This is a genomic window from Variovorax glucosi, assembly GCF_051216695.1.
Classification (GTDB): Bacteria; Pseudomonadota; Gammaproteobacteria; order Burkholderiales; family Burkholderiaceae_C; genus Variovorax.
Genome location: NZ_JBPJZE010000002.1, coordinates 1057310 through 1074377, shown reverse-complemented (window position 1 = coordinate 1074377; position 17068 = coordinate 1057310). Strand labels below are relative to the sequence as shown.

Below are 17068 nucleotides of genomic sequence, written 5' to 3'. Positions count from 1 at the left end.
CCGCCCCATGACGCCCGTCCTGTTCTGGGCGCTCAAGCTCGCCCTGCTTCTGCTGGCCATTGCCATGCTCTGCGCCGTCACCCGCCTGCTCATCGGACCGACCGCCCAGGACCGCGTGATGGCGCTCGATTGCCTCTACATCAACGGCATGCTGATGATGCTGGTGCTGGGAATCAATTACGCCAGCAACGTCTACTTCGAGGCTGCCATGCTGATCGCGATCTTCGGCTTCGTCAGTTCGACCGCCATCGCCAAATTCCTGCTGCGCGGCGAGGTGATCGAATGAACGGCGACTTCATCACCGGGCCACTGCCGCTCTGGGCGGAAATCGTCACGGCAGTCTTTGCGGTACTCGGCGCGGCCTACGCGGCGATCGGCTCCTTCGGTCTCGTGCGGATGAAGACGTTTTTTCACCGCATCCACACGCCGACCGTCGGCGCGACGGCGGGCGTCTGGTGCATGACGATCGCGACCATCGTCTACTTCTCGGTACAGGGTTTCAGCCTCTACCTGCACGCGATCCTGATCACGCTGTTCATCGCGCTCACGGCGCCGGTGACGACGATCTTCCTGATGCGCGCAGCACTGTTTCGCGAAAGGCAAAAGGGAGGCGATGTGCCGCCTGCCGAAAACACGGCGAGCCCGAAGCGGATGGGCGAAGTAAGTGAAGAATCACGCCGTTTACGCAAGTAGTCAGTGCTTTGCGAGAGACAGCCCGAGTAGTTCTTTGCGACTCACACCGATGTAAGCCTGTCCCTGGCGACTTCCCATAATCCCGCCGAGCCCTCGTTTGAAGGGCCGGTTCAGGGGGTTCGGGATGCTGATCTTTGGTGATGAAGGCGATGCGCTGCGGCGCACGTTGCGGGTTCGATTACCCGCGCCTGCGAGGCCCGACAGGCCGGCGCGTTCGGTCAACCCGCCGGTTTGGACGCCGGTTCGCCTTTCCGGTCGCGAGGGCGTGAATTCGCTGTTCTCCTACCAGCTGGACCTGAAGGCGGACGAGGCGGAGAGGTCGTTCGGTGGCGTCTTGGCCGATGCGATCGATGTCGACCTCGACGGCTGGGTCGGGCGCGAGATCGGCTGCTGCATCGAGCTCGACGGCGCCGGTCTTCGCGAGATCAATTCGATCGTCACCGAGGCTTGTCTATGGGGCGAGGAAGGCCGTCATATCCAGATCCGGCTGACGCTGAAGCCCTGGTTGCATCTGGCGACGCTGCGCACAAACTGCCGAATTTTTCAGAACAAGACAGTTGTTCAGATTCTGGATGAGGTGCTCGTCGATTACGGCTTTCCGGTCGAGAAGCGGCTGGTGGAACGTTATCCGGTGCGGGATTTCCAGACGCAGTTCAACGAGACGGACTTCGCGTTCTTTGCTCGGTTGTGTTCCGAATGGGGAATCAGCTTTCGCTTCGAGCATGGTCCGTTAGCCGCCGATGGCTCTGACGATGCCGATGCCGATGCCGATGCCGATGAATCTCCGATTGGCCCGCATCGCCTGATCCTCACCGACACGATCGGTGGCTTCCAAGACATGCCCAGCGAGGCCTATCGCAACGTCGACTTCCACCCGCCGGGCTGGAAGACTGACGCCGAGTATCTGCACAGCTTTGCGCCAGTGAGCCGGCTGACCAGCGGGCGCTATTCGACACGCGACTACGACTACCTGAGGCCACGTGCCGATCTGTCGGTCAGCCAGACCGATCCCGGATCGACAGCACAAGCCGATGGCGAGGTCTATCGCTGGCATGCGGACAGCCACTATGCGCAACCGGGTGCGGGGGCTGCTGCCGAAGCGTCGGGGCCGAACGACGTGCATGACGAAGCTCGGCAGATCGCGTTGGTGCGAATGGAGGCTTTGCGCACTGCCGGTGTCCGGGTGCAGGCCAGCGGCAATCTACGCGGGATGGTGCCGGGTTTCGTATTCCGGCTGGTCGGTCATCCGAGAGAGGCGGCGAACGTCGAGCATCTGGTAATCGATGCGAATCTGCTGATCGAGGAAGTGGGGCAGGACAGCCAGCGTCGGGTGGACGGCAATTCAATGCCCGGGCACAGCCACCGTTCGCAGCATTGGCAGGTGCGGACCGAACTCGTGCTGCATCCTGTCACCGAGCCACTGCGCCCGGAAGGCGTCCCCGCAAAACCGTTCAGCCACGGTCCTCAGATAGCGCTGGTCGTCGGCCCTGAAGGTCAGGACATCTGGACAGATTCGCTCGGCCGAATCAAGGTGCAGTTTCCCTGGGACCGCATCGGCCAGAAGAACCAGAACAGCACCTGCTGGTTGAGGGTGAGTTCACCATGGGCCGGGAATCAGCTTGGCGGTATCCAGCTGCCGCGTGTCGGCCAGGAAGTCATCGTCGACTTCATCGGCGGCGACCCGGATCTTCCGATCTGCACTGGGCGCGTTTACAACCAGCTGAACATGCCGCCTTGGGCGCTGCCGGGACAGTCTGCGCTCTCGGGATTCCGGTCGCGCGAATTGACTGCCGGCTACGGCAACAGCGCATTCGGACGCTCGAACCATCTGGTGCTGGACGACACGGCAAAGAAGATTCAGGTGCAGCTCAAGAGCGATCACTTGAGTTCGAGCCTGGGGCTGGGATATCTGACGCGGATCGAAGACAACGCGGGGCGCAAGGACGCACGGGGTGAAGGGTTTGAGTTGCGGACGGACGGGCATGGCGTGCTGCGAGCGGGCGATGGGTTGCTCATCACAACCGAACTGCGGACGAAAGCAGCAGGCCATGCGAAGGAATTGGCCGAAAGCGTTGCCCGGCTCGCGGCAGCACAGGACCAGCATGCGCAGCTGTCTGATGCGGCCAAGCAGGCCCAAGCGCAGGACGGTGGCGATCAGGAGACGGTGGCGAATGCATTGCAAGCGCAGTGCGACGAGATCAAGGGCTCTCGCGGCGGGGCCAGCGGCACAGGCAGCGCCGCCGGATCTAACGGATCGGATTCCCGCAACGGCGGCGCTGAGGGCAACTTTCCTGAACTGACGCCACCGCACCTCGTGCTCGCCAGCGCAGCGGGCATTGAGTCCACCGCTGCCGACGCCACCCACATCGCCAGCGGCACGCACACAGCCATCACCAGCGGCGGCCACACCAGCATCTCCGCTGGCCGCAGCTTCCTCGCCAGCGCCCGAGACGCCATCCGCATGTTCGCCGCAAAGGCCGGCATGCGTCTGATCGCAGCCAGCGGCGACATCGACATCACCGCGCTGCAGAACGCAGTCCATTTGCTGGCAAAGCTGGAGATCACGCACACGGCCGAACGAATCACGATCACGGCGAGGCAGGAAGTGCTGATCAATGGCGCGGGGAGTTATTCGCGTTGGAACTCGGCGGGAATAACGCATGGAACCCAAGGCACGTGGACCGCGCATGCAGCGGGGCACGGGCAGATCGGGCCGGATGGCATTCCCGTCGTCACACCGCCGATGGCGACGGGCACTCCAAAAGCCCGCCGCGGTTTTTCTTCTTGAACAACAGGGTCCAACAATGTTGATAAGTCATCCATTTCTGACCGATGCAATCCAGGACGACGACGAAAACGCCGTGCGCTATTCATTCACCGGAGGCTATCCGGTCAACTCTTTTCTGGAATGGCACAACGGCGTGCACCTGATTGCACCGGTCGATGGCGCAAAAGGCTACGCGCCGGTGCGCGCGATCGCCGATGGAACGGTCATCTACGTGCGACAGCCACAGACCGCTCAGAACCCGCAGCAAAACTACGGCGCCTTCAGCGACAGGCCCGAGTGGACCGATAACGGCTTGGTGATCCTGGAGCACGTGTTGGAAATCGGCGCCTCCGATGCAGGTCCGACTTCAGTCACGTTTCATAGCGTATACATGCATCTGAAGTCGCTGGCCAAACTTGAGCCGACAACGGCAAAGCCCAAAGCGCCGGCGCTAGAAATAAAAACCGGCGACCGGCTGTTCAGGAAGCACGAACTGGGCGTCGCCGGACAGATCTACGGTCAGGATGCCCACCTGCATTTCGAGATCTGCTTGGATGAGGTCAACCTCAAGAAACTGGTTGGCCAGGACACCCCGGCGCTTCCAGATCTCGGCACGAAACCCACCACCGACGGCCGCACCGATGCCGTCTGGGGGAACACGTATGTCTATCTGCCCGCCTCGACACCAGTGTTGACAGCCGAGCCGAGAACACACACCGCAACAACAGGGTCGACTGGTTTAGGGACCGCGTTGTGGATTCAGATCGCCTATGCAGGAAACGCGACGCTGACCAGCTATTTTGCAGAAGGGGACAAGGCCGGCGAACCGATTTCGCAAACTGAAAGTGCGTCGTGCGTGACTGATTCCGATGGCGAATATGAACTGTACAAAAAGGCGGCCGATCGACATGCGAGCCTGCATGCGCTTCCCGCAGGACAAAGCACCCGCTGCGGGTGGTATGACCTGCTTCGGTTCGGACGCGCAATTGCACCGAACCCAAAAATAACGGCTGGCATCGAGCACTGGCGAAAGATCAAGACGCCTATTGGTGACCGCTGGGCCGACCTGAATGCATCGGGAACATACAAGTTCAGCGACGCAGACTTTCCTTCATTCCTCGGATGGCAGTGCATCGGAGACGATGCTGAGGGCGGCAACGCGCTCGACCAGCGCTGCGACAGTCCGACGCTGCGAACCTTGCTGGCCCGTCAAATTCCGGACATCGCCCTGCGTCTCAATGCACTTTTGAAAACCGGGGAAGGACGAACAACGCTGTCAAAACAGGCGACACAACCGCGCACGGAATTTTTCAGACGCAGGCTGACCAAACTCATCTGCAGGTTTCCGTCCGAATTCGATCGAAGTACGTTCGAATCGCGTTATACGCATGTCAAGGAGGAGCCTCATTTCAAAGACGATTCCACCGGAAAGAACTGGGCGGAACTCAAAGCACATATCGAGTCGAACTGCTGCGCGGACCTGCCTCTGGCATATAAAAACGCGCAATGGCATTTTCATCCAATCACTTTTATTTCAGTTTTGAGCCGTTGTGCATGGCTGCAAAAATCAGACTTGAAGAGATGTTATCCAGAAATCACCGACGATCACCTGCGCGATGTCTGCAGCGAGCTAAACAAATACTCGTCAAGACATTTTCTGAATACAGCGTTGAGACAATCGCATTTTTTTGGTCAGATCAGACAGGAAGCAGGACAAGGGATGAGGACTGCTTCGGAAAATCTAAGTTATCCACCCGAAAGATTGAAAGCCAAGTTTTCCTACTACAGGAAAGCCCCGCTTGAAGCGGATGTCGATGGCTACACAAAAGACGCGAGAGGCAAAATCAATCGCCCAGCTCTGCAAGAAAATATCGCTAACAAAGCCTATGGCCTGAGAAACGGGAATCTCGCGCCGGGAGATGGCTGGCTTTATCGAGGCCGTGGATTAAAGCAATTAACTGGAAAGTACAACTACAACGCATTCGCAGAAAATTACGAAGTCTACTGGGGTGAAGGAAAAAAAGTTTTCGTAGCGGACCCCGACCTTCTTGTACAAACCAAGTATGGAATTCGGTCTGCTGTTTGGTTTTGGGCATCCAACGGATGTATGAGGTCTGCAGACCGAGGCACGTCAGACAAATGCATTGACGCTGTGACCGCGATTGTCAATAAAGGCGAATTGGGGAAGCCGAACGCTGACGGGAGCTTTACGCTAACCTCGATCACACCAGCTTTCAACCGACGCGCATACGTCAACTATGCATTTTTGATATTTTCTTGAGAACAACATAACAATGAAAAAATTCCTCTTTTATATCCTCAGTTATCTTGTCATTTTTTCAGCGACGAGCCAAGTAAAAATCCAAACCGAAACAACACCACAACAAGCCGAAAAATTCATAAAGTCCGTTCCGCTGAAAGAATTTGAAAATTATGTCAAGCTAAATGGCATGCCTTATGTGGGAGGAAGCAACACCCTCGACGAGCCAGGCCTCACAGCAGTGACCTCGCAGACGGAATATCGATGGTCGTTTAAGAATAATAACTTTTTCTCGTATGTCAAGGCATTTCGCACAGACCTTACTCCTCCACCAATTTGCGTTGACTCCTCATCAGGAAAATTGGAAATGTGGAAAATTGGCTGTCGCCAAGCCATATATCAATTATTGCAATGTCATCTTTTTATCGTGAGCCCTTTGCGAAAACTTGTCGCGGTGCAACCTCTCAATATCCCCCAGCCCAACTTCATCGAAGCAAAACCTGCCTGCTTCGACGTCTATGCAATGGCACCCGCAAAAGTAGTCGAAGACGGCATGCTGATCATCGTTGGCTATTACGACAGCCGCTGGACTTGCAATTCAGGTTGGTATTGCGCCTCCGATAGCCCGGCTGCTTCACCCGACCCGCTGTACAAAACGACATTTCTCGTCCGCTTCAGCGAAGATGAAAAAGGCAGACTGGTACTTTCGCAGGACGATAAATGCATGCCGCCCCTAAACTCTTACAACACTATTGCAGAAGCACGAGATGCTTTGAAGAAGAACGGATGCCGTTGAATCGTTATATTCTCCCAATCAAACCAGTAGTCCGCTGAAAGCGCCAAATTTCAAGAAGAGAGCTCGCAGAACTCTCACCTAATCAAACCTTGATAGTAACCATCAGACGGCAATACGCCCCACCGCCTCTTTCGCAATAGCCACTTCAATTTCCCTTGGCAACACAACATTGTTCTTCACAGCCAATACCTCCGCCATCACACTCACCGCGATCTCCGGCGGCGTCTTGCTGCCGATATAAACCCCAATAGGCCCGCGCAATCGCGCCAGTGACTCATCGGTCTGCCCAAAATGCTCCATCATCCGCTGCCGACGCGAAGCCGCATTCCGCCGCGAACCGATAGCCCCGACATAAAACGCATCACTCGCCAGCGCCTCCAGCAGCGCCAGGTCATCCAGCTTCGGATCGTGCGTCAACGCCACAACGCAACTCCGCCGGTCCGGCCGGAATGAAATCACAGCGTCATCCGGCATTTCGGTCGTGATCGCGACACCCGGCACCGCCCACGAACTCCGATGTTCGATGCGTGGATCGCACAACGTGACCGCGAAGCCGCTGAATTTCGCCATCGTCGACAGGTATTCAGAAAGCTGTCCAGCACCGATGATCAGCATCCGATATTCGGGACCAAAGGTATTCGTGAGCGATTCGGCGTCGACATGCAACGCAGCAGGCGTCTCGGCGACCTTCAAGTGCGCAGTGCCATCGGAAAGCGAAACGCTGCGCTGCATCAGCCTGCCGCCTTCCAGTTCCGAAACCAGCGCGCTGAGCGATTCGGCATCTGGCGCGTATTCGAGAAGCAATTCAAGTGTCCCGCCGCACGGCAAGCCGAACCGCTGGGCCTCGTCTGCACTGACGCCGTACTGAACGAGCGTCGGAGCACCTTCGGGCATCTTCGAAACTCTTGTTGCCGATCCGGCGTCATGCACCGGCCCGCTATACCGAGAAATCAGATCGTCTTCGATGCACCCACCCGAAACCGATCCCACCATCGCGCCGTCATCCGCCAACGCCATGATCGACCCGACCGGACGCGGCGACGAGCCCCAGGTGCGAACGACTGTCGCGAGCAATGCACGCCGTCCGGCCATTCGCCAGTCGCGCAACGTGCGCAAGACGGTGACGTCGAGATTTTCCATTTCCCCTGCTGCTTTCTTTTTATTCCAATGAAGGCAGGGCGCAGGAATCAATCCACATCGCCCTTCTTGCCAAAACCGATCTTCTGCATGAAGCCGGCGACCGCGCCTGATTTCTCGACTGGCGCTTCGGTCGCAGCTTCGGACTCTTCCGGTGCGGGACCGTGACGTCGCTGCATCTCGGCGTCGAATCGCTTGAAGAAATCGTCAGCGGTCGATTTCGCAGCGCCATCAATCAACCGCTGGCCCATTTGTGCAATCTTGCCGCCGACCTGCGCCTGCACGGTGTAATCGAGGTCGCAGGCGTCTGCGTCGTCCTCCGCCGGCTTCAGCGCGACGCTCGACGCTCCCTTGGCGAACCCGGCGACGCCGCCCTGCCCCTCAAAAACGAGCCGATAGCCGTTCGGCGGATCGATGTCGGCCAATGTCACCTTGCCGGTGAACTTGGCCGAAACGGGCCCGATCTTCAGCGCCAGCGCCACCGTGTATTCATTCTCGCCAGTCAGCTCGAAGCGGTCGCAGCCGGGGATGCATTTCTGCAGCGTCGCAGGGTCATTGAGTGCATCCCAGGCTTGTTGCCGGGTGACGCCAAGCCGACGGTGGCCGAGCATTTCCATGAGTCTTCTCCTTGAACTTGAAAGTCTTGATCGACTGGTGGCCGCCGCTAGATCCGCCGCCGCATCAGCGTCGACAGGCTTTCTGCAAGCTGTTGCAGCGCCGTGAGGTTGTGAACCGCAAGCATCGCGTCCGCATACCGATGCAACACTGAAGCACCTTGCGCCAGCGGCGCGTAACCGTCGAAGCGCAACAGCGGATTCAGCCAAAGCACCCGGCGCGAATGGCGCTTGAGCCAGTGCAGTTCACGGTCGAGCGTCTCGGGCGAACCGGTGTCGAGCCCGTCGCTGATGACCAACACTAACGTTCGGCGTCCGGTGAGGCGGCGCGCGTGATGTGTGCGCAACTGGCCCAGCGACTCGCCGAGCCGCGTGCCGCCGGCGAAATCGTCGATGGCGATGCCGGCCGCAGCGAGCATCGCGTCGGTGTCGGCAAGGCGAAATGCCGGCGTGAGATCGGACAGGTGCGTTCCGAATGCGAACACATCGCGCCGTCCGACCGCCCCACGATCGCCGCGCGTCGCCGCATGCAGGAACGCCAGCAGCAGACGCGCGTAGCGCTCCATCGATCCAGACACATCGACCAGCACGAGCAAGGGCAACGGAATTTCGCGCCGGACCTGATGCGGCAGATGCAGAAGCTCGCCGCCCGTTCGCGCCGCAGCACGCAACATGCCGGGCCAGTGCAGCCGCGCCTGTTCCTTGCCGCTGCCGGCCGAGCACAGTCGGCGCGACGGCGTCGAAGGTACCGGCATCGAAATCTCTCGCGCCAGCTGTTCGACGAGGCGGTATTCGGATGCGCCGAGCGCGTTGAAGTCCGCGTGGCGAAAATGCTGTAGATCGCCGGCGGTCATCGCGGCATCGAAGTCGATTTCACGCTCGGAATCGGCTGGTGTGGATGCTTTTCGTGGCGCGGACAGCGCCTCGCGCACGCGCGGCCGCTGCTTCGACGGCGGCAGCTTTCCCTCGGCGCTCGGCAGCATCTGCGCGAGCATCTTGTTGGCGAGCTCCGGGTCGCGGAACCACGCATCGAACAGTTCCCGAAACACCGCCCGGTCCTGCGTTCGCGCGACCATCACTGCCTCCATCGCGGCCGACAGATCGTGCCGGTCTTCGACGCCGACGATCAGCGCGGCCTCGGTTGCGAGCGCGATGCGTGACGCATCCATCGGCACGCCGGCGCGGCGCAGCGCCCGACCAAAGCCGGCAATGTTGCCCGCCATCTTTCCGCGTCGCGCATCCCCGAGTTGCTGCACGGTGGCCATGCCGGTCAGGCGTCCTGCACTTCGGGCTTCAACAGATCCGCAGCCAGCGACAGGTTGAGCGCAGCCACGTCGTCGCGCTGCTTGAACAGGATGCCGGCCGTGTCGGCGATGACTTCCGGATCGAGCACCAGCGTGTCGAGAGCGACCAGCGCGCGCGCCCATTCGACGCTTTCGGCGATGCCGGGCGCGCGCTGGAACGCATCCGCGAACGGCGCGCTGCGCAGTCGCGCCACCACGTCGGCGACCTGCTGGGACAGCGCCGCGCCGGCCTGCGGCACCTGCGCCCGCACGATGGCGAGTTCGCGGTCGCGTTCGGGATGAGAAAGCCAGTGAAAGAGACAGCGCCGTTTCACCGCATCGCTGAGATCGCGCGTGCGGTTGCTGGTGAGGATGGTGACCGGCGGCGACGCGGCGCGCACGGTGCCGAGTTCCGGGATGCTGACCTGGTATTCGCCCAGATATTCGAGCAGGAAGGCTTCGAAAGGCTCGTCGGCGCGGTCGACTTCGTCGATCAGCAGCACGGCACCGGGCGGCGGCGCCTGCAGCGCTTGCAGCAACGGGCGGCGGATCAGGTAGCGCGGCTGGTAGACCTCCGATTCGATGTCGCTGGACGCACCAGCCGCTTCCGCCGCGCGCATGTGCAGCAACTGCGCCGCGTAGTTCCACTCGTAGAGCGCCTCGCGCTGTTCGAGTCCGTCGTAGCACTGAAGCCGCAGCAGATCGCGGTCCAGCGCTTTCGCAAGTGCCTTGGCCAGTTCGGTCTTGCCGACGCCCGGCTCGCCTTCGAGCAGCAACGGGCGCTGCAGTTTGAGCGCTAGGAAGACGGCGGTCGCGAGCCGACGGTCGGCGTAGTAACCGGCCTGTTCGAGGCCGGCGACGACCGCATCGATGGAAGCAAAAGCCATCCTGCCCGATCAGCCCAGCGCCTGCCGAACCGCGCGCTGCGTCAGCACGCCGATCAGGTTGGCACGGTACGGAGCGGACGCGTGCAGGTCGCTGTTCAGGTCTTGCGAATCGATGGCGACGGATGCAGCCGCTTCCGGCGTGAAGCTGCCGTTCAACGCCGCCTCCAGCCCACCGTGCCGGAAAACGCCGTTCCCGGCGCCGGTGATCGCCACCCGCACGCCGCTGTCGTACTGCGCGACGAAAACGCCGACCAGCGGAAAGTGCGACGCCTTCTGGCGCAGCTTTTCATAGTGCGCACGCTTCGGAATAGGAAAGCGGATGGCGACGATCAGCTCGTCTTCCTCCAGCGCGGTCGTGAACAGGCCAAGGAAAAAATCGTCGGCGGCGATTTCGCGCCGGTCGGTGATCACCGTAGCTCCGGAGCCGAGCACCGCGCTGGGATAGCAGGCTGCGGGATCGTTGTTCGCGACCGATCCGCCCAGCGTGCCCATCGCGCGAACCTGCCGGTCGCCGATGCGCGAAGCTAGATCGGCCAGCGCGGGGTAAGCGAGACGGACGTCCGCGTGATTGGCGACTTCGAGGTGCCGCGCCATCGCGCCGATGGTGAAGGCATCGCCGTCGCGGCAGATGCCGGTCAGCTCGGGAATGCCGGCCAGGTCGACCAGTTGCTCGGGCGCGGAAAGCCGTAGTTTCATCGAAGCGAGCAGCGTCTGACCGCCGGCCAGCGGCTTGCCGCCGGTGCCGGCGAGTTGGACGGCATCGGCGACGGTGGACGGTTGTTCGAGGGTGAATGGATACATCGCTGTTCTTCCTTCAAACGGCCGGACGGCCCTGGGTGGTGCCGGCGAGCGACGGTGTCTGCGGTTCCTGCGTAGGGCTGACGCGGTCGCGCGCGCCTTTCTGCATCGCTTCCCAGACGCGGTGTGGCGATGCGGGCATGTCGAAATCCTTGACGCCGAGCGGCGCCAGCGCGTCGAGCAACGCATTGATGACCGCCGGCGGCGAACCGATGGCGCCGGCCTCGCCACAGCCCTTGGTGCCGAGCGGGTTGTGCGTGCACGGCGTGCAGAGCGTGTCGAGCGTGAAATTCGGCATGTCGGCTGCGCGCGGCATGGCGTAGTCCATGAAGCTGCCGGTCAGCAGTTGGCCGGTTTCGTTGTCGTACACGCAGTTCTCCATCAGCGCCTGACCGATGCCCTGCACCAGTCCGCCGTGCACCTGGCCCTCGACGATCATCGGATTGATGATGGTCCCGAAATCGTCGACGGCGGTGAATCGGTCGACGGTGACTTCGCCGGTTTCGCGGTCGATTTCCACCTCGCAGATGTAGGTGCCGGCCGGGTAGGTGAAATTCGTCGGATCGTAGAAAGCGGTCTCGTTAAGCCCAGGTTCCAACTTGTCGAGCGGGTAGTTGTGCGGCACGTAAGCCGTCAGCGCGACCTGGCCGAACGGGATCTTCTTGTCTGTGCCCTTGACGGTGAACTCGCCGTTCGCGAACTCGATATCGGCGTCGCTGGCTTCCATCAGGTGCGCCGCGATCTTCTTCGCCTTGGTCTCGATCTTGTCGAGTGCCCGCATGATCGCCGCGCCGCCGACCGAGATTGATCGCGAGCCATAAGTGCCCATGCCGAACGGGATGCGCCCGGTATCGCCATGCACGATGTCGACCGCCTCCACCGCAATTCCCAGCCGCGCCGCGACGACCTGCGCGAACGTCGTTTCGTGCCCCTGGCCGTGGCTGTGCGAGCCAGTGAACACTGTCACGCTGCCAGTCGGATGCACGCGCACCTCGCCGGCCTCGAACAGCCCCGCCCGCGCGCCGAGTGCTCCAGCGACGTTCGACGGTGCAAGTCCGCAGGCCTCAATGTAGCTCGAATACCCGATGCCGCGCAGCTTGCCGTTTGCAGCGCTCGCGGCCTTGCGCGCATCGATGCCGGCGACATCGGCCAGTTCGTTCGCTCGGTCGAGCAGCGCCGGAAAGTCGCCTGTGTCGTACTGCAGCGCGACCGGCGTCTGGTACGGAAAGCTGCTGATGAAGTTGCGCCGGCGGATCTCGTCCTGCGCAAGATTCATCTCCCATGCGCAGCGGGACACCAGCCGCTCCAGCAGATAGGTTGCTTCAGGTCGGCCCGCGCCTCGGTACGCATCGACCGGCGCGGTGTTGGTGAACCAGGCGTCGACCTCGACGTAGATCTGCGGCGTCGCGTACTGGCCGGCGAGCAGCGTGGCGTAGAGGATGGTCGGAATGGCGGTCGAGAAGGTCGACAGGTAGGCGCCGAGGTTGGCGTCCGTGTGGACGCGCATCGCGAGGAACTTGCCTTCCGCATCCATCGCCATCTCGGCATGGCTCACGTGGTCGCGGCCGTGCGCGTCCGACAGGAAACATTCCGAACGCTCGCCGGTCCACTTGATGCTGCGGTTGAGCTGCTTCGAGGCCCACGTCAGTGCCACGTCTTCGGCGTACAGATAGATCTTGGAACCGAAACCGCCGCCGACGTCCGGCGCGATCACGCGCACCTTGTGCTCCGGCAGATTGAGAACGAAAGCCGTGAGCAGCAGTCGTTCGACGTGCGGATTCTGGTTCGAGACGTAGAGCGTGTATTCCTCGGTCGCGCGGCTGTAATTGCCGATGGCGACGCGCGGCTCGATCGGGTTCGGGATCAGCCGGTTGTTGACAAGGTCGAGCTTTGTCACATGCGCGGCGTTGGCGAAAGCCGCCTCGACGCCGGCCTTGTCGCCGAGCGTCCACTTGTAGCACTGGTTGTCGGGCGCCTCGTCGTGGATGGTGACGCTGCCCTGCTTCTTCGCCGCATCGGAAACGCTGACCAGCGGCTGCAGCGTTTCGTAGTCGACCACCACGGCCTCGGCCGCATTCTTGGCCTGCTCCACCGTTTCGGCAACGACCATCGCGACGTGGTCGCCGACGTAGCGCACCTTGTTGATCGCGAGGATCGGGTGCATCGGCTCCTTCATCGGCGTGCCGTCGGGGTTGTGGATCAGCCAGCCACAGGGCAGCCCGCCCATCTTTCCCTCGATGTCCTTGCCGCTGAAGATGCCGATCACGCCGGGCATCGCCTGCGCGGCGGCAATGTCGACGCTGCGCACCACCGCGTGCGCGTGCGGCGAACGCACGAAGATCGCGTGGCTCTGCGCGGGCATGGTGACGTCGTCGGTGTACTGGCCGGCGCCGGTGAGGAAGCGGTAGTCCTCCTTGCGCCGCACGGCCTCGCCGATATGCGGGAGGTTTGCGAAATCGGGTGCGCCCATGTCGTGCTCCTCAGGCGGTAGCCGCTGGGGCCACCATGTTGCGACCGCCCATCTGCACCGCTTTCACGATGTTCTGGTAGCCGGTACAGCGGCACATGTTGCCGTCTAGCAGCGCACGAATTTCTGTCTCGTCTGCGCCGGGATGGTTGTGGCACAGGTCGATGGCGCTCATCACCATGCCCGGCGTGCAGTAGCCGCACTGCAGGCCGTGGCACTCCTTGAAGGCCGCCTGCATCGGATGCATCGTGCCGTCCGGCTCGGCAATGCCCTCGATGGTGGTGATCGTTTTGTTCGCTACCTGCGCCACCAGCACGTTGCACGACTTTATCGCGCGTCCGTCGACGTGCACCGTGCACGCACCGCACTGGGCCGTGTCGCAGCCGACATGGGTTCCGGTGAGGTGGAGGTGCTCGCGGATCGCGTGCACCAGAAAGGTGTTGGGCGGCGCGTCGACCGTGACGGCGCGTCCGTTGACCGTGAAGGGAACCTGCATGTTGGCTGTCTCCGTGATGGTGATGGCTGAAGCGTTCAACCGGCATCTTCGACGCCAGAACGGAGCGGCCGACTAGGCAAAACCCTCAGCGCGCGGCTCGTAGACTTCGATGCCGCCGCCCTGGCATGCGGATTGCGCAGGAGGACCCCATGCGTAGCTTTTGCACTCTTCTGACCTGTGTCGCGCTGGTGGCCTGCGCCGGCGCGCCCTCGCGCGCGCCGACGCTGACCGATTCGGCCGGCATCGCATTCGCGCTCGTCCCCGCCGGAGAATTCCTCATGGGCAGCGACGAAAGTCCAGAGACCCTTGCAGCATCTTTCCCGGCCTATGACCGAGCTCGTCTCGCTGGACTTTCCGACGAAGCGCCAGTGCACCGGGTGCGCATCACCAGGGCGTTCTGGATGGGTCGCACCGAAATCACCGTCGCGCAATTCCGGCGCTTCCTCGAAGGTTCGGGCCACGTGGCCGAATCGGAAGCCGACGGCACCGGCGGCTTCGGATTCAATCCCGCCTACGACCCGGCTGCGTCGGCCAACGGCGACGCGTTCGAAGGCCGCAATCCGAAATACTCCTGGCGCAACCCCGGCTTCGCGCAGGGCGAAGATCACCCGGTCGTCAACGTCACGTGGAACGACGCCGTGGCAATGGCACGCTGGCTGAGCGCGAAGGAAAGCGCCGTCTACCGCCTGCCGACGGAAGCCGAATGGGAATACGCCGCGCGCGCCGGCACGCGGACGCGCTTCAACACTGGTGACGCACCGCAGACCCTGGCCGGTAGTGCGAACCTTTTCGACCCTGACGCGGCAGTCAACTGGCCACGCTGGAAAACCTATGCAACGACCCGAAGCGACGGCTACGCCTTCAGCGCGCCTGCAGGAACCTTCGCTCCCAACGCCTTCGGTCTGCACGACATGCACGGCAACGTCTGGGAATGGACGGCCGACTGGTACGCCGACGATTACTTCGCGCGGTCGCCGGTCGACGATCCGCGGGGTCCGGCAGACGGCGACGTGCGTGTGCGGCGCGGTGGCTCCTGGCACACATGGCCGTTTTATGCGCGGTCGTCGTTCAGGAACTGGAACACGCCGCAAAGCCGCTATCCGCTGCAAGGATTCAGGCTGGTTCGCGAGACCGCACGCTAGGCGCGACAGGGTCAGCCGGGCAATGCGACCACGACGGACGACTCTTCTACCGTCGCCGTCACGCGGTTTCGCACACGCAGGGCAATGCCGTCCGCTGCGAAGCCGACCAGCCGCAGTCCGCCTTCCAGCGCGACCGAGATCTCGTCGCCGCTCTCGCTGCGAAGAACGCCTGTCACGCTGCCGGTCAGACGGTTGCCACCGCCGTCTCCAGATCGGATGACGGCATCCACACGCTGGATCGAAACCGCAGTCGCCTTGCACAACGCGATCACCGGCAAGCCTTCGCGCAGGCCGAGCAACTCCGCGCTTTCCTGCGTGATTCGAGAGGTGATGGACGCTTCGGCGCTGAGTCGCATATGCACGCGAACGGTGCGTCCCGCAATGGCCAGCGTATCGATGACGGCCGGCAACTGGTTGCGCATGCTGGTGCGCACGGCCATTCGCGACATGGCTGTGTCGGCAATCAGCGCGGCGCCCGTCCCATTGGCCGACCAGCGCGCATGCACTTCGCGCCGCGCGGCATCGAGCGCCTCCGCCAGTTCCAGCAGGTGCACACCTTCCGCCGTCAGCACGGCTCCGCCACCGCCGGCACCGCCCACCGCGCGCACGACCAGCGGAACGCCCGCCAGATTGGTCAATGTGTCGACGGCCTGCCATGCAGCCTTGTAGCTGACCCCGGATTCGCGCGCGGCCTGCGAGATGCTGCCGGAGAGCGCAATGCCGCGCAGGATGTCGATGCGCTTGTCGCTCGCGCCGTGGCCGAGCGCATCGCCATAGCGAGGTGGGCGAGGTGGGCGAGGCGAACGACTTGCGACTGCTGGGGATATCGAAGACATTCGCGGATTGTGCGTCGTGTCCTTGACTATGATCCGCGCTATTCCGTTTTTGAATAGCGAACCAAAGGACCGCCGCATGACGCCGACGACGAAGACCTCCTCCCGCTGGATGCGCAACGCCGCAGCCGTTGCCGTGCTGCTGATCGCCGGCGGCGCGGCGCAGGCGCAGGAACTCGTCGTGTCGGCTGCAGCCAGCCTGACCAACGCGTTCCAGGCCGTCGGCACGGCTTTCGAGAAAGCGCATCCGGGCGCGAAGGTGACTTTCAACTTCGCTGCCTCGGGGCCGCTTCTTGCGCAGATCCAGCAAGGCGCGCCGGTCGACGTGTTCGCATCGGCCGACCAGGAAACCATGAACCGCGCTGCCACCGCCAAGCTGCTCGCCGAAGGCACGCGCGCCGATTTCGCAAGGAACACGCTGGTGCTGATCGTGCCCGCCACAGGTCCGGCCTCGCCCGCACCCGCCACGCTCGCGGACCTTGCCGGCCCGGCCTTCAAGCGCGTTTCCACCGGCACGCCGACCACGGTGCCGGTCGGCCGCTACACGGTCGAGGCGGTCAGGCAGGCCGGCCTCGCCGATGCGCTGGAGCCGAAGTGGATCTACGGCGAAAGCGTGCGCCAGGTACTCAACTACGTCGCGCGCGGCGAGGTGGATGCCGGCTTCGTCTACCGCACCGACGCGCTCATCGAACGCGACAAGACGCGTATCGCCTTCACGGTGCCGACGACGACACCGGTCAGCTACCCGATCGCCCAGATCGCCGCCAGCAGGAACGCAGCGCTCGGCAAGGACTTCGTGGCTTTCGTGCGCAGCGCGCCGGGCCAGCAGATCCTCGAAGGCTTCGGTTTCTCGCAGCCCTGATCGGTACGGGAAACAGGCCAGGAAAAAGGCACG

At 62.3% G+C, this 17068-nt stretch carries 15 protein-coding genes; 7 read left to right on the top strand and 8 right to left on the bottom strand.

Annotated elements, in window-relative coordinates:
* Nucleotides 1-7 precede the first annotated feature (7 nt).
* From ACSFA3_RS13245 to ACSFA3_RS13225, 5 genes are all read left to right on the top strand, one after another.
* On the top strand, nt 8-286 hold the full coding sequence (locus ACSFA3_RS13245; protein ID WP_435505903.1) for a K+/H+ antiporter subunit F: 279 nt from the start codon (nt 8-10) through the stop codon (nt 284-286).
* Nucleotides 283-693: a monovalent cation/H(+) antiporter subunit G gene (mnhG, locus tag ACSFA3_RS13240; RefSeq protein WP_435505902.1), complete on the top strand. Its 411-nt coding sequence runs from the start codon at nt 283-285 to the stop codon at nt 691-693. Before ACSFA3_RS13245 ends, mnhG begins: the two co-directional genes overlap by 4 nt.
* Before the next feature lie 124 nt (nt 694-817).
* A complete protein-coding gene (locus tag ACSFA3_RS13235) occupies nt 818-3481 on the top strand; it encodes a type VI secretion system Vgr family protein (protein ID WP_435505901.1) in 2664 nt (887 codons plus the stop codon).
* A gap of 16 nt (nt 3482-3497) precedes the next feature.
* A complete protein-coding gene (locus tag ACSFA3_RS13230) occupies nt 3498-5741 on the top strand; it encodes a hypothetical protein (RefSeq protein ID WP_435505900.1) in 2244 nt (747 codons plus the stop codon).
* A 13-nt stretch (nt 5742-5754) separates the two neighbouring features.
* Nucleotides 5755-6516, top strand: a complete 762-nt coding sequence (locus ACSFA3_RS13225) for a hypothetical protein (RefSeq protein WP_435505899.1) — start codon at nt 5755-5757, stop codon at nt 6514-6516.
* Nucleotides 6517-6618: 102 nt separating this feature from the next.
* Here ACSFA3_RS13225 and ACSFA3_RS13220 read toward each other — a convergent pair whose 3' ends face one another.
* From ACSFA3_RS13220 to ACSFA3_RS13190, 7 genes are read right to left on the bottom strand one after another with little or no spacing between them, the layout of a single operon-like run.
* Nucleotides 6619-7656, bottom strand: coding sequence for an XdhC family protein (locus ACSFA3_RS13220; RefSeq protein WP_435505898.1), 1038 nt, complete (start codon nt 7654-7656; stop codon nt 6619-6621).
* 47 nt (nt 7657-7703) lie between these two features.
* Entirely contained in the window at nt 7704-8270 is a 567-nt protein-coding gene (locus tag ACSFA3_RS13215) for an SRPBCC family protein (protein ID WP_435505897.1), read from the bottom strand.
* 47 nt (nt 8271-8317) lie between these two features.
* Nucleotides 8318-9532, bottom strand: coding sequence for a vWA domain-containing protein (locus tag ACSFA3_RS13210; RefSeq protein ID WP_435505896.1), 1215 nt, complete (start codon nt 9530-9532; stop codon nt 8318-8320).
* Between the two features lie 5 nt (nt 9533-9537).
* Nucleotides 9538-10437, bottom strand: a complete 900-nt coding sequence (locus tag ACSFA3_RS13205; protein WP_435505895.1) for an AAA family ATPase — start codon at nt 10435-10437, stop codon at nt 9538-9540.
* Nucleotides 10438-10446: 9 nt separating this feature from the next.
* The gene (locus tag ACSFA3_RS13200; protein WP_435505894.1) at nt 10447-11238 is read right to left on the bottom strand and encodes an FAD binding domain-containing protein; all 792 of its coding nucleotides are present in this window, start codon (nt 11236-11238) and stop codon (nt 10447-10449) included.
* 13 nt (nt 11239-11251) lie between these two features.
* Nucleotides 11252-13705 (bottom strand): xanthine dehydrogenase family protein molybdopterin-binding subunit, encoded by a 2454-nt coding sequence (locus ACSFA3_RS13195; RefSeq protein WP_435505893.1) that lies wholly within the window; start codon nt 13703-13705, stop codon nt 11252-11254.
* Between the two features lie 10 nt (nt 13706-13715).
* Nucleotides 13716-14198: a (2Fe-2S)-binding protein gene (locus ACSFA3_RS13190; RefSeq protein ID WP_435505892.1), complete on the bottom strand. Its 483-nt coding sequence runs from the start codon at nt 14196-14198 to the stop codon at nt 13716-13718.
* Nucleotides 14199-14347: 149 nt separating this feature from the next.
* Here ACSFA3_RS13190 and ACSFA3_RS13185 point away from each other — a divergent pair, with 149 nt between their 5' ends.
* Nucleotides 14348-15340 (top strand): formylglycine-generating enzyme family protein, encoded by a 993-nt coding sequence (locus tag ACSFA3_RS13185; protein WP_435505891.1) that lies wholly within the window; start codon nt 14348-14350, stop codon nt 15338-15340.
* Nucleotides 15341-15351: 11 nt separating this feature from the next.
* Here the strand turns inward: ACSFA3_RS13185 and ACSFA3_RS13180 are convergent, their stop codons facing one another.
* A complete protein-coding gene (locus tag ACSFA3_RS13180) occupies nt 15352-16176 on the bottom strand; it encodes a TOBE domain-containing protein (protein WP_435505890.1) in 825 nt (274 codons plus the stop codon).
* A gap of 76 nt (nt 16177-16252) precedes the next feature.
* Between ACSFA3_RS13180 and modA the strand changes: the two genes are divergently transcribed.
* Nucleotides 16253-17035 (top strand): molybdate ABC transporter substrate-binding protein, encoded by a 783-nt coding sequence (gene modA, locus ACSFA3_RS13175; protein WP_435505889.1) that lies wholly within the window; start codon nt 16253-16255, stop codon nt 17033-17035.
* Nucleotides 17036-17068: the final 33 nt, after the last annotated feature.

What these genes read in the sequence shown, in the direction of transcription:
- ACSFA3_RS13210 (WP_435505896.1), bottom strand. Translation starts at nt 9,532, where the DNA reads ATGGCCACCGTGCAGCAACTCGGGGATGCGCGACGCGGAAAGATGGCG.
- ACSFA3_RS13245 (WP_435505903.1), top strand. Translation starts at nt 8, where the DNA reads ATGACGCCCGTCCTGTTCTGGGCGCTCAAGCTCGCCCTGCTTCTGCTG.
- ACSFA3_RS13190 (WP_435505892.1), bottom strand. Translation starts at nt 14,198, where the DNA reads ATGCAGGTTCCCTTCACGGTCAACGGACGCGCCGTCACGGTCGACGCG.
- ACSFA3_RS13195 (WP_435505893.1), bottom strand. Translation starts at nt 13,705, where the DNA reads ATGGGCGCACCCGATTTCGCAAACCTCCCGCATATCGGCGAGGCCGTG.
- ACSFA3_RS13220 (WP_435505898.1), bottom strand. Translation starts at nt 7,656, where the DNA reads ATGGAAAATCTCGACGTCACCGTCTTGCGCACGTTGCGCGACTGGCGA.
- ACSFA3_RS13230 (WP_435505900.1), top strand. Translation starts at nt 3,498, where the DNA reads ATGTTGATAAGTCATCCATTTCTGACCGATGCAATCCAGGACGACGAC.
- ACSFA3_RS13200 (WP_435505894.1), bottom strand. Translation starts at nt 11,238, where the DNA reads ATGTATCCATTCACCCTCGAACAACCGTCCACCGTCGCCGATGCCGTC.
- modA (WP_435505889.1), top strand. Translation starts at nt 16,253, where the DNA reads ATGACGCCGACGACGAAGACCTCCTCCCGCTGGATGCGCAACGCCGCA.
- ACSFA3_RS13185 (WP_435505891.1), top strand. Translation starts at nt 14,348, where the DNA reads ATGCGTAGCTTTTGCACTCTTCTGACCTGTGTCGCGCTGGTGGCCTGC.
- ACSFA3_RS13205 (WP_435505895.1), bottom strand. Translation starts at nt 10,437, where the DNA reads ATGGCTTTTGCTTCCATCGATGCGGTCGTCGCCGGCCTCGAACAGGCC.
- ACSFA3_RS13225 (WP_435505899.1), top strand. Translation starts at nt 5,755, where the DNA reads ATGAAAAAATTCCTCTTTTATATCCTCAGTTATCTTGTCATTTTTTCA.
- mnhG (WP_435505902.1), top strand. Translation starts at nt 283, where the DNA reads ATGAACGGCGACTTCATCACCGGGCCACTGCCGCTCTGGGCGGAAATC.
- ACSFA3_RS13235 (WP_435505901.1), top strand. Translation starts at nt 818, where the DNA reads ATGCTGATCTTTGGTGATGAAGGCGATGCGCTGCGGCGCACGTTGCGG.
- ACSFA3_RS13215 (WP_435505897.1), bottom strand. Translation starts at nt 8,270, where the DNA reads ATGGAAATGCTCGGCCACCGTCGGCTTGGCGTCACCCGGCAACAAGCC.
- ACSFA3_RS13180 (WP_435505890.1), bottom strand. Translation starts at nt 16,176, where the DNA reads ATGTCTTCGATATCCCCAGCAGTCGCAAGTCGTTCGCCTCGCCCACCT.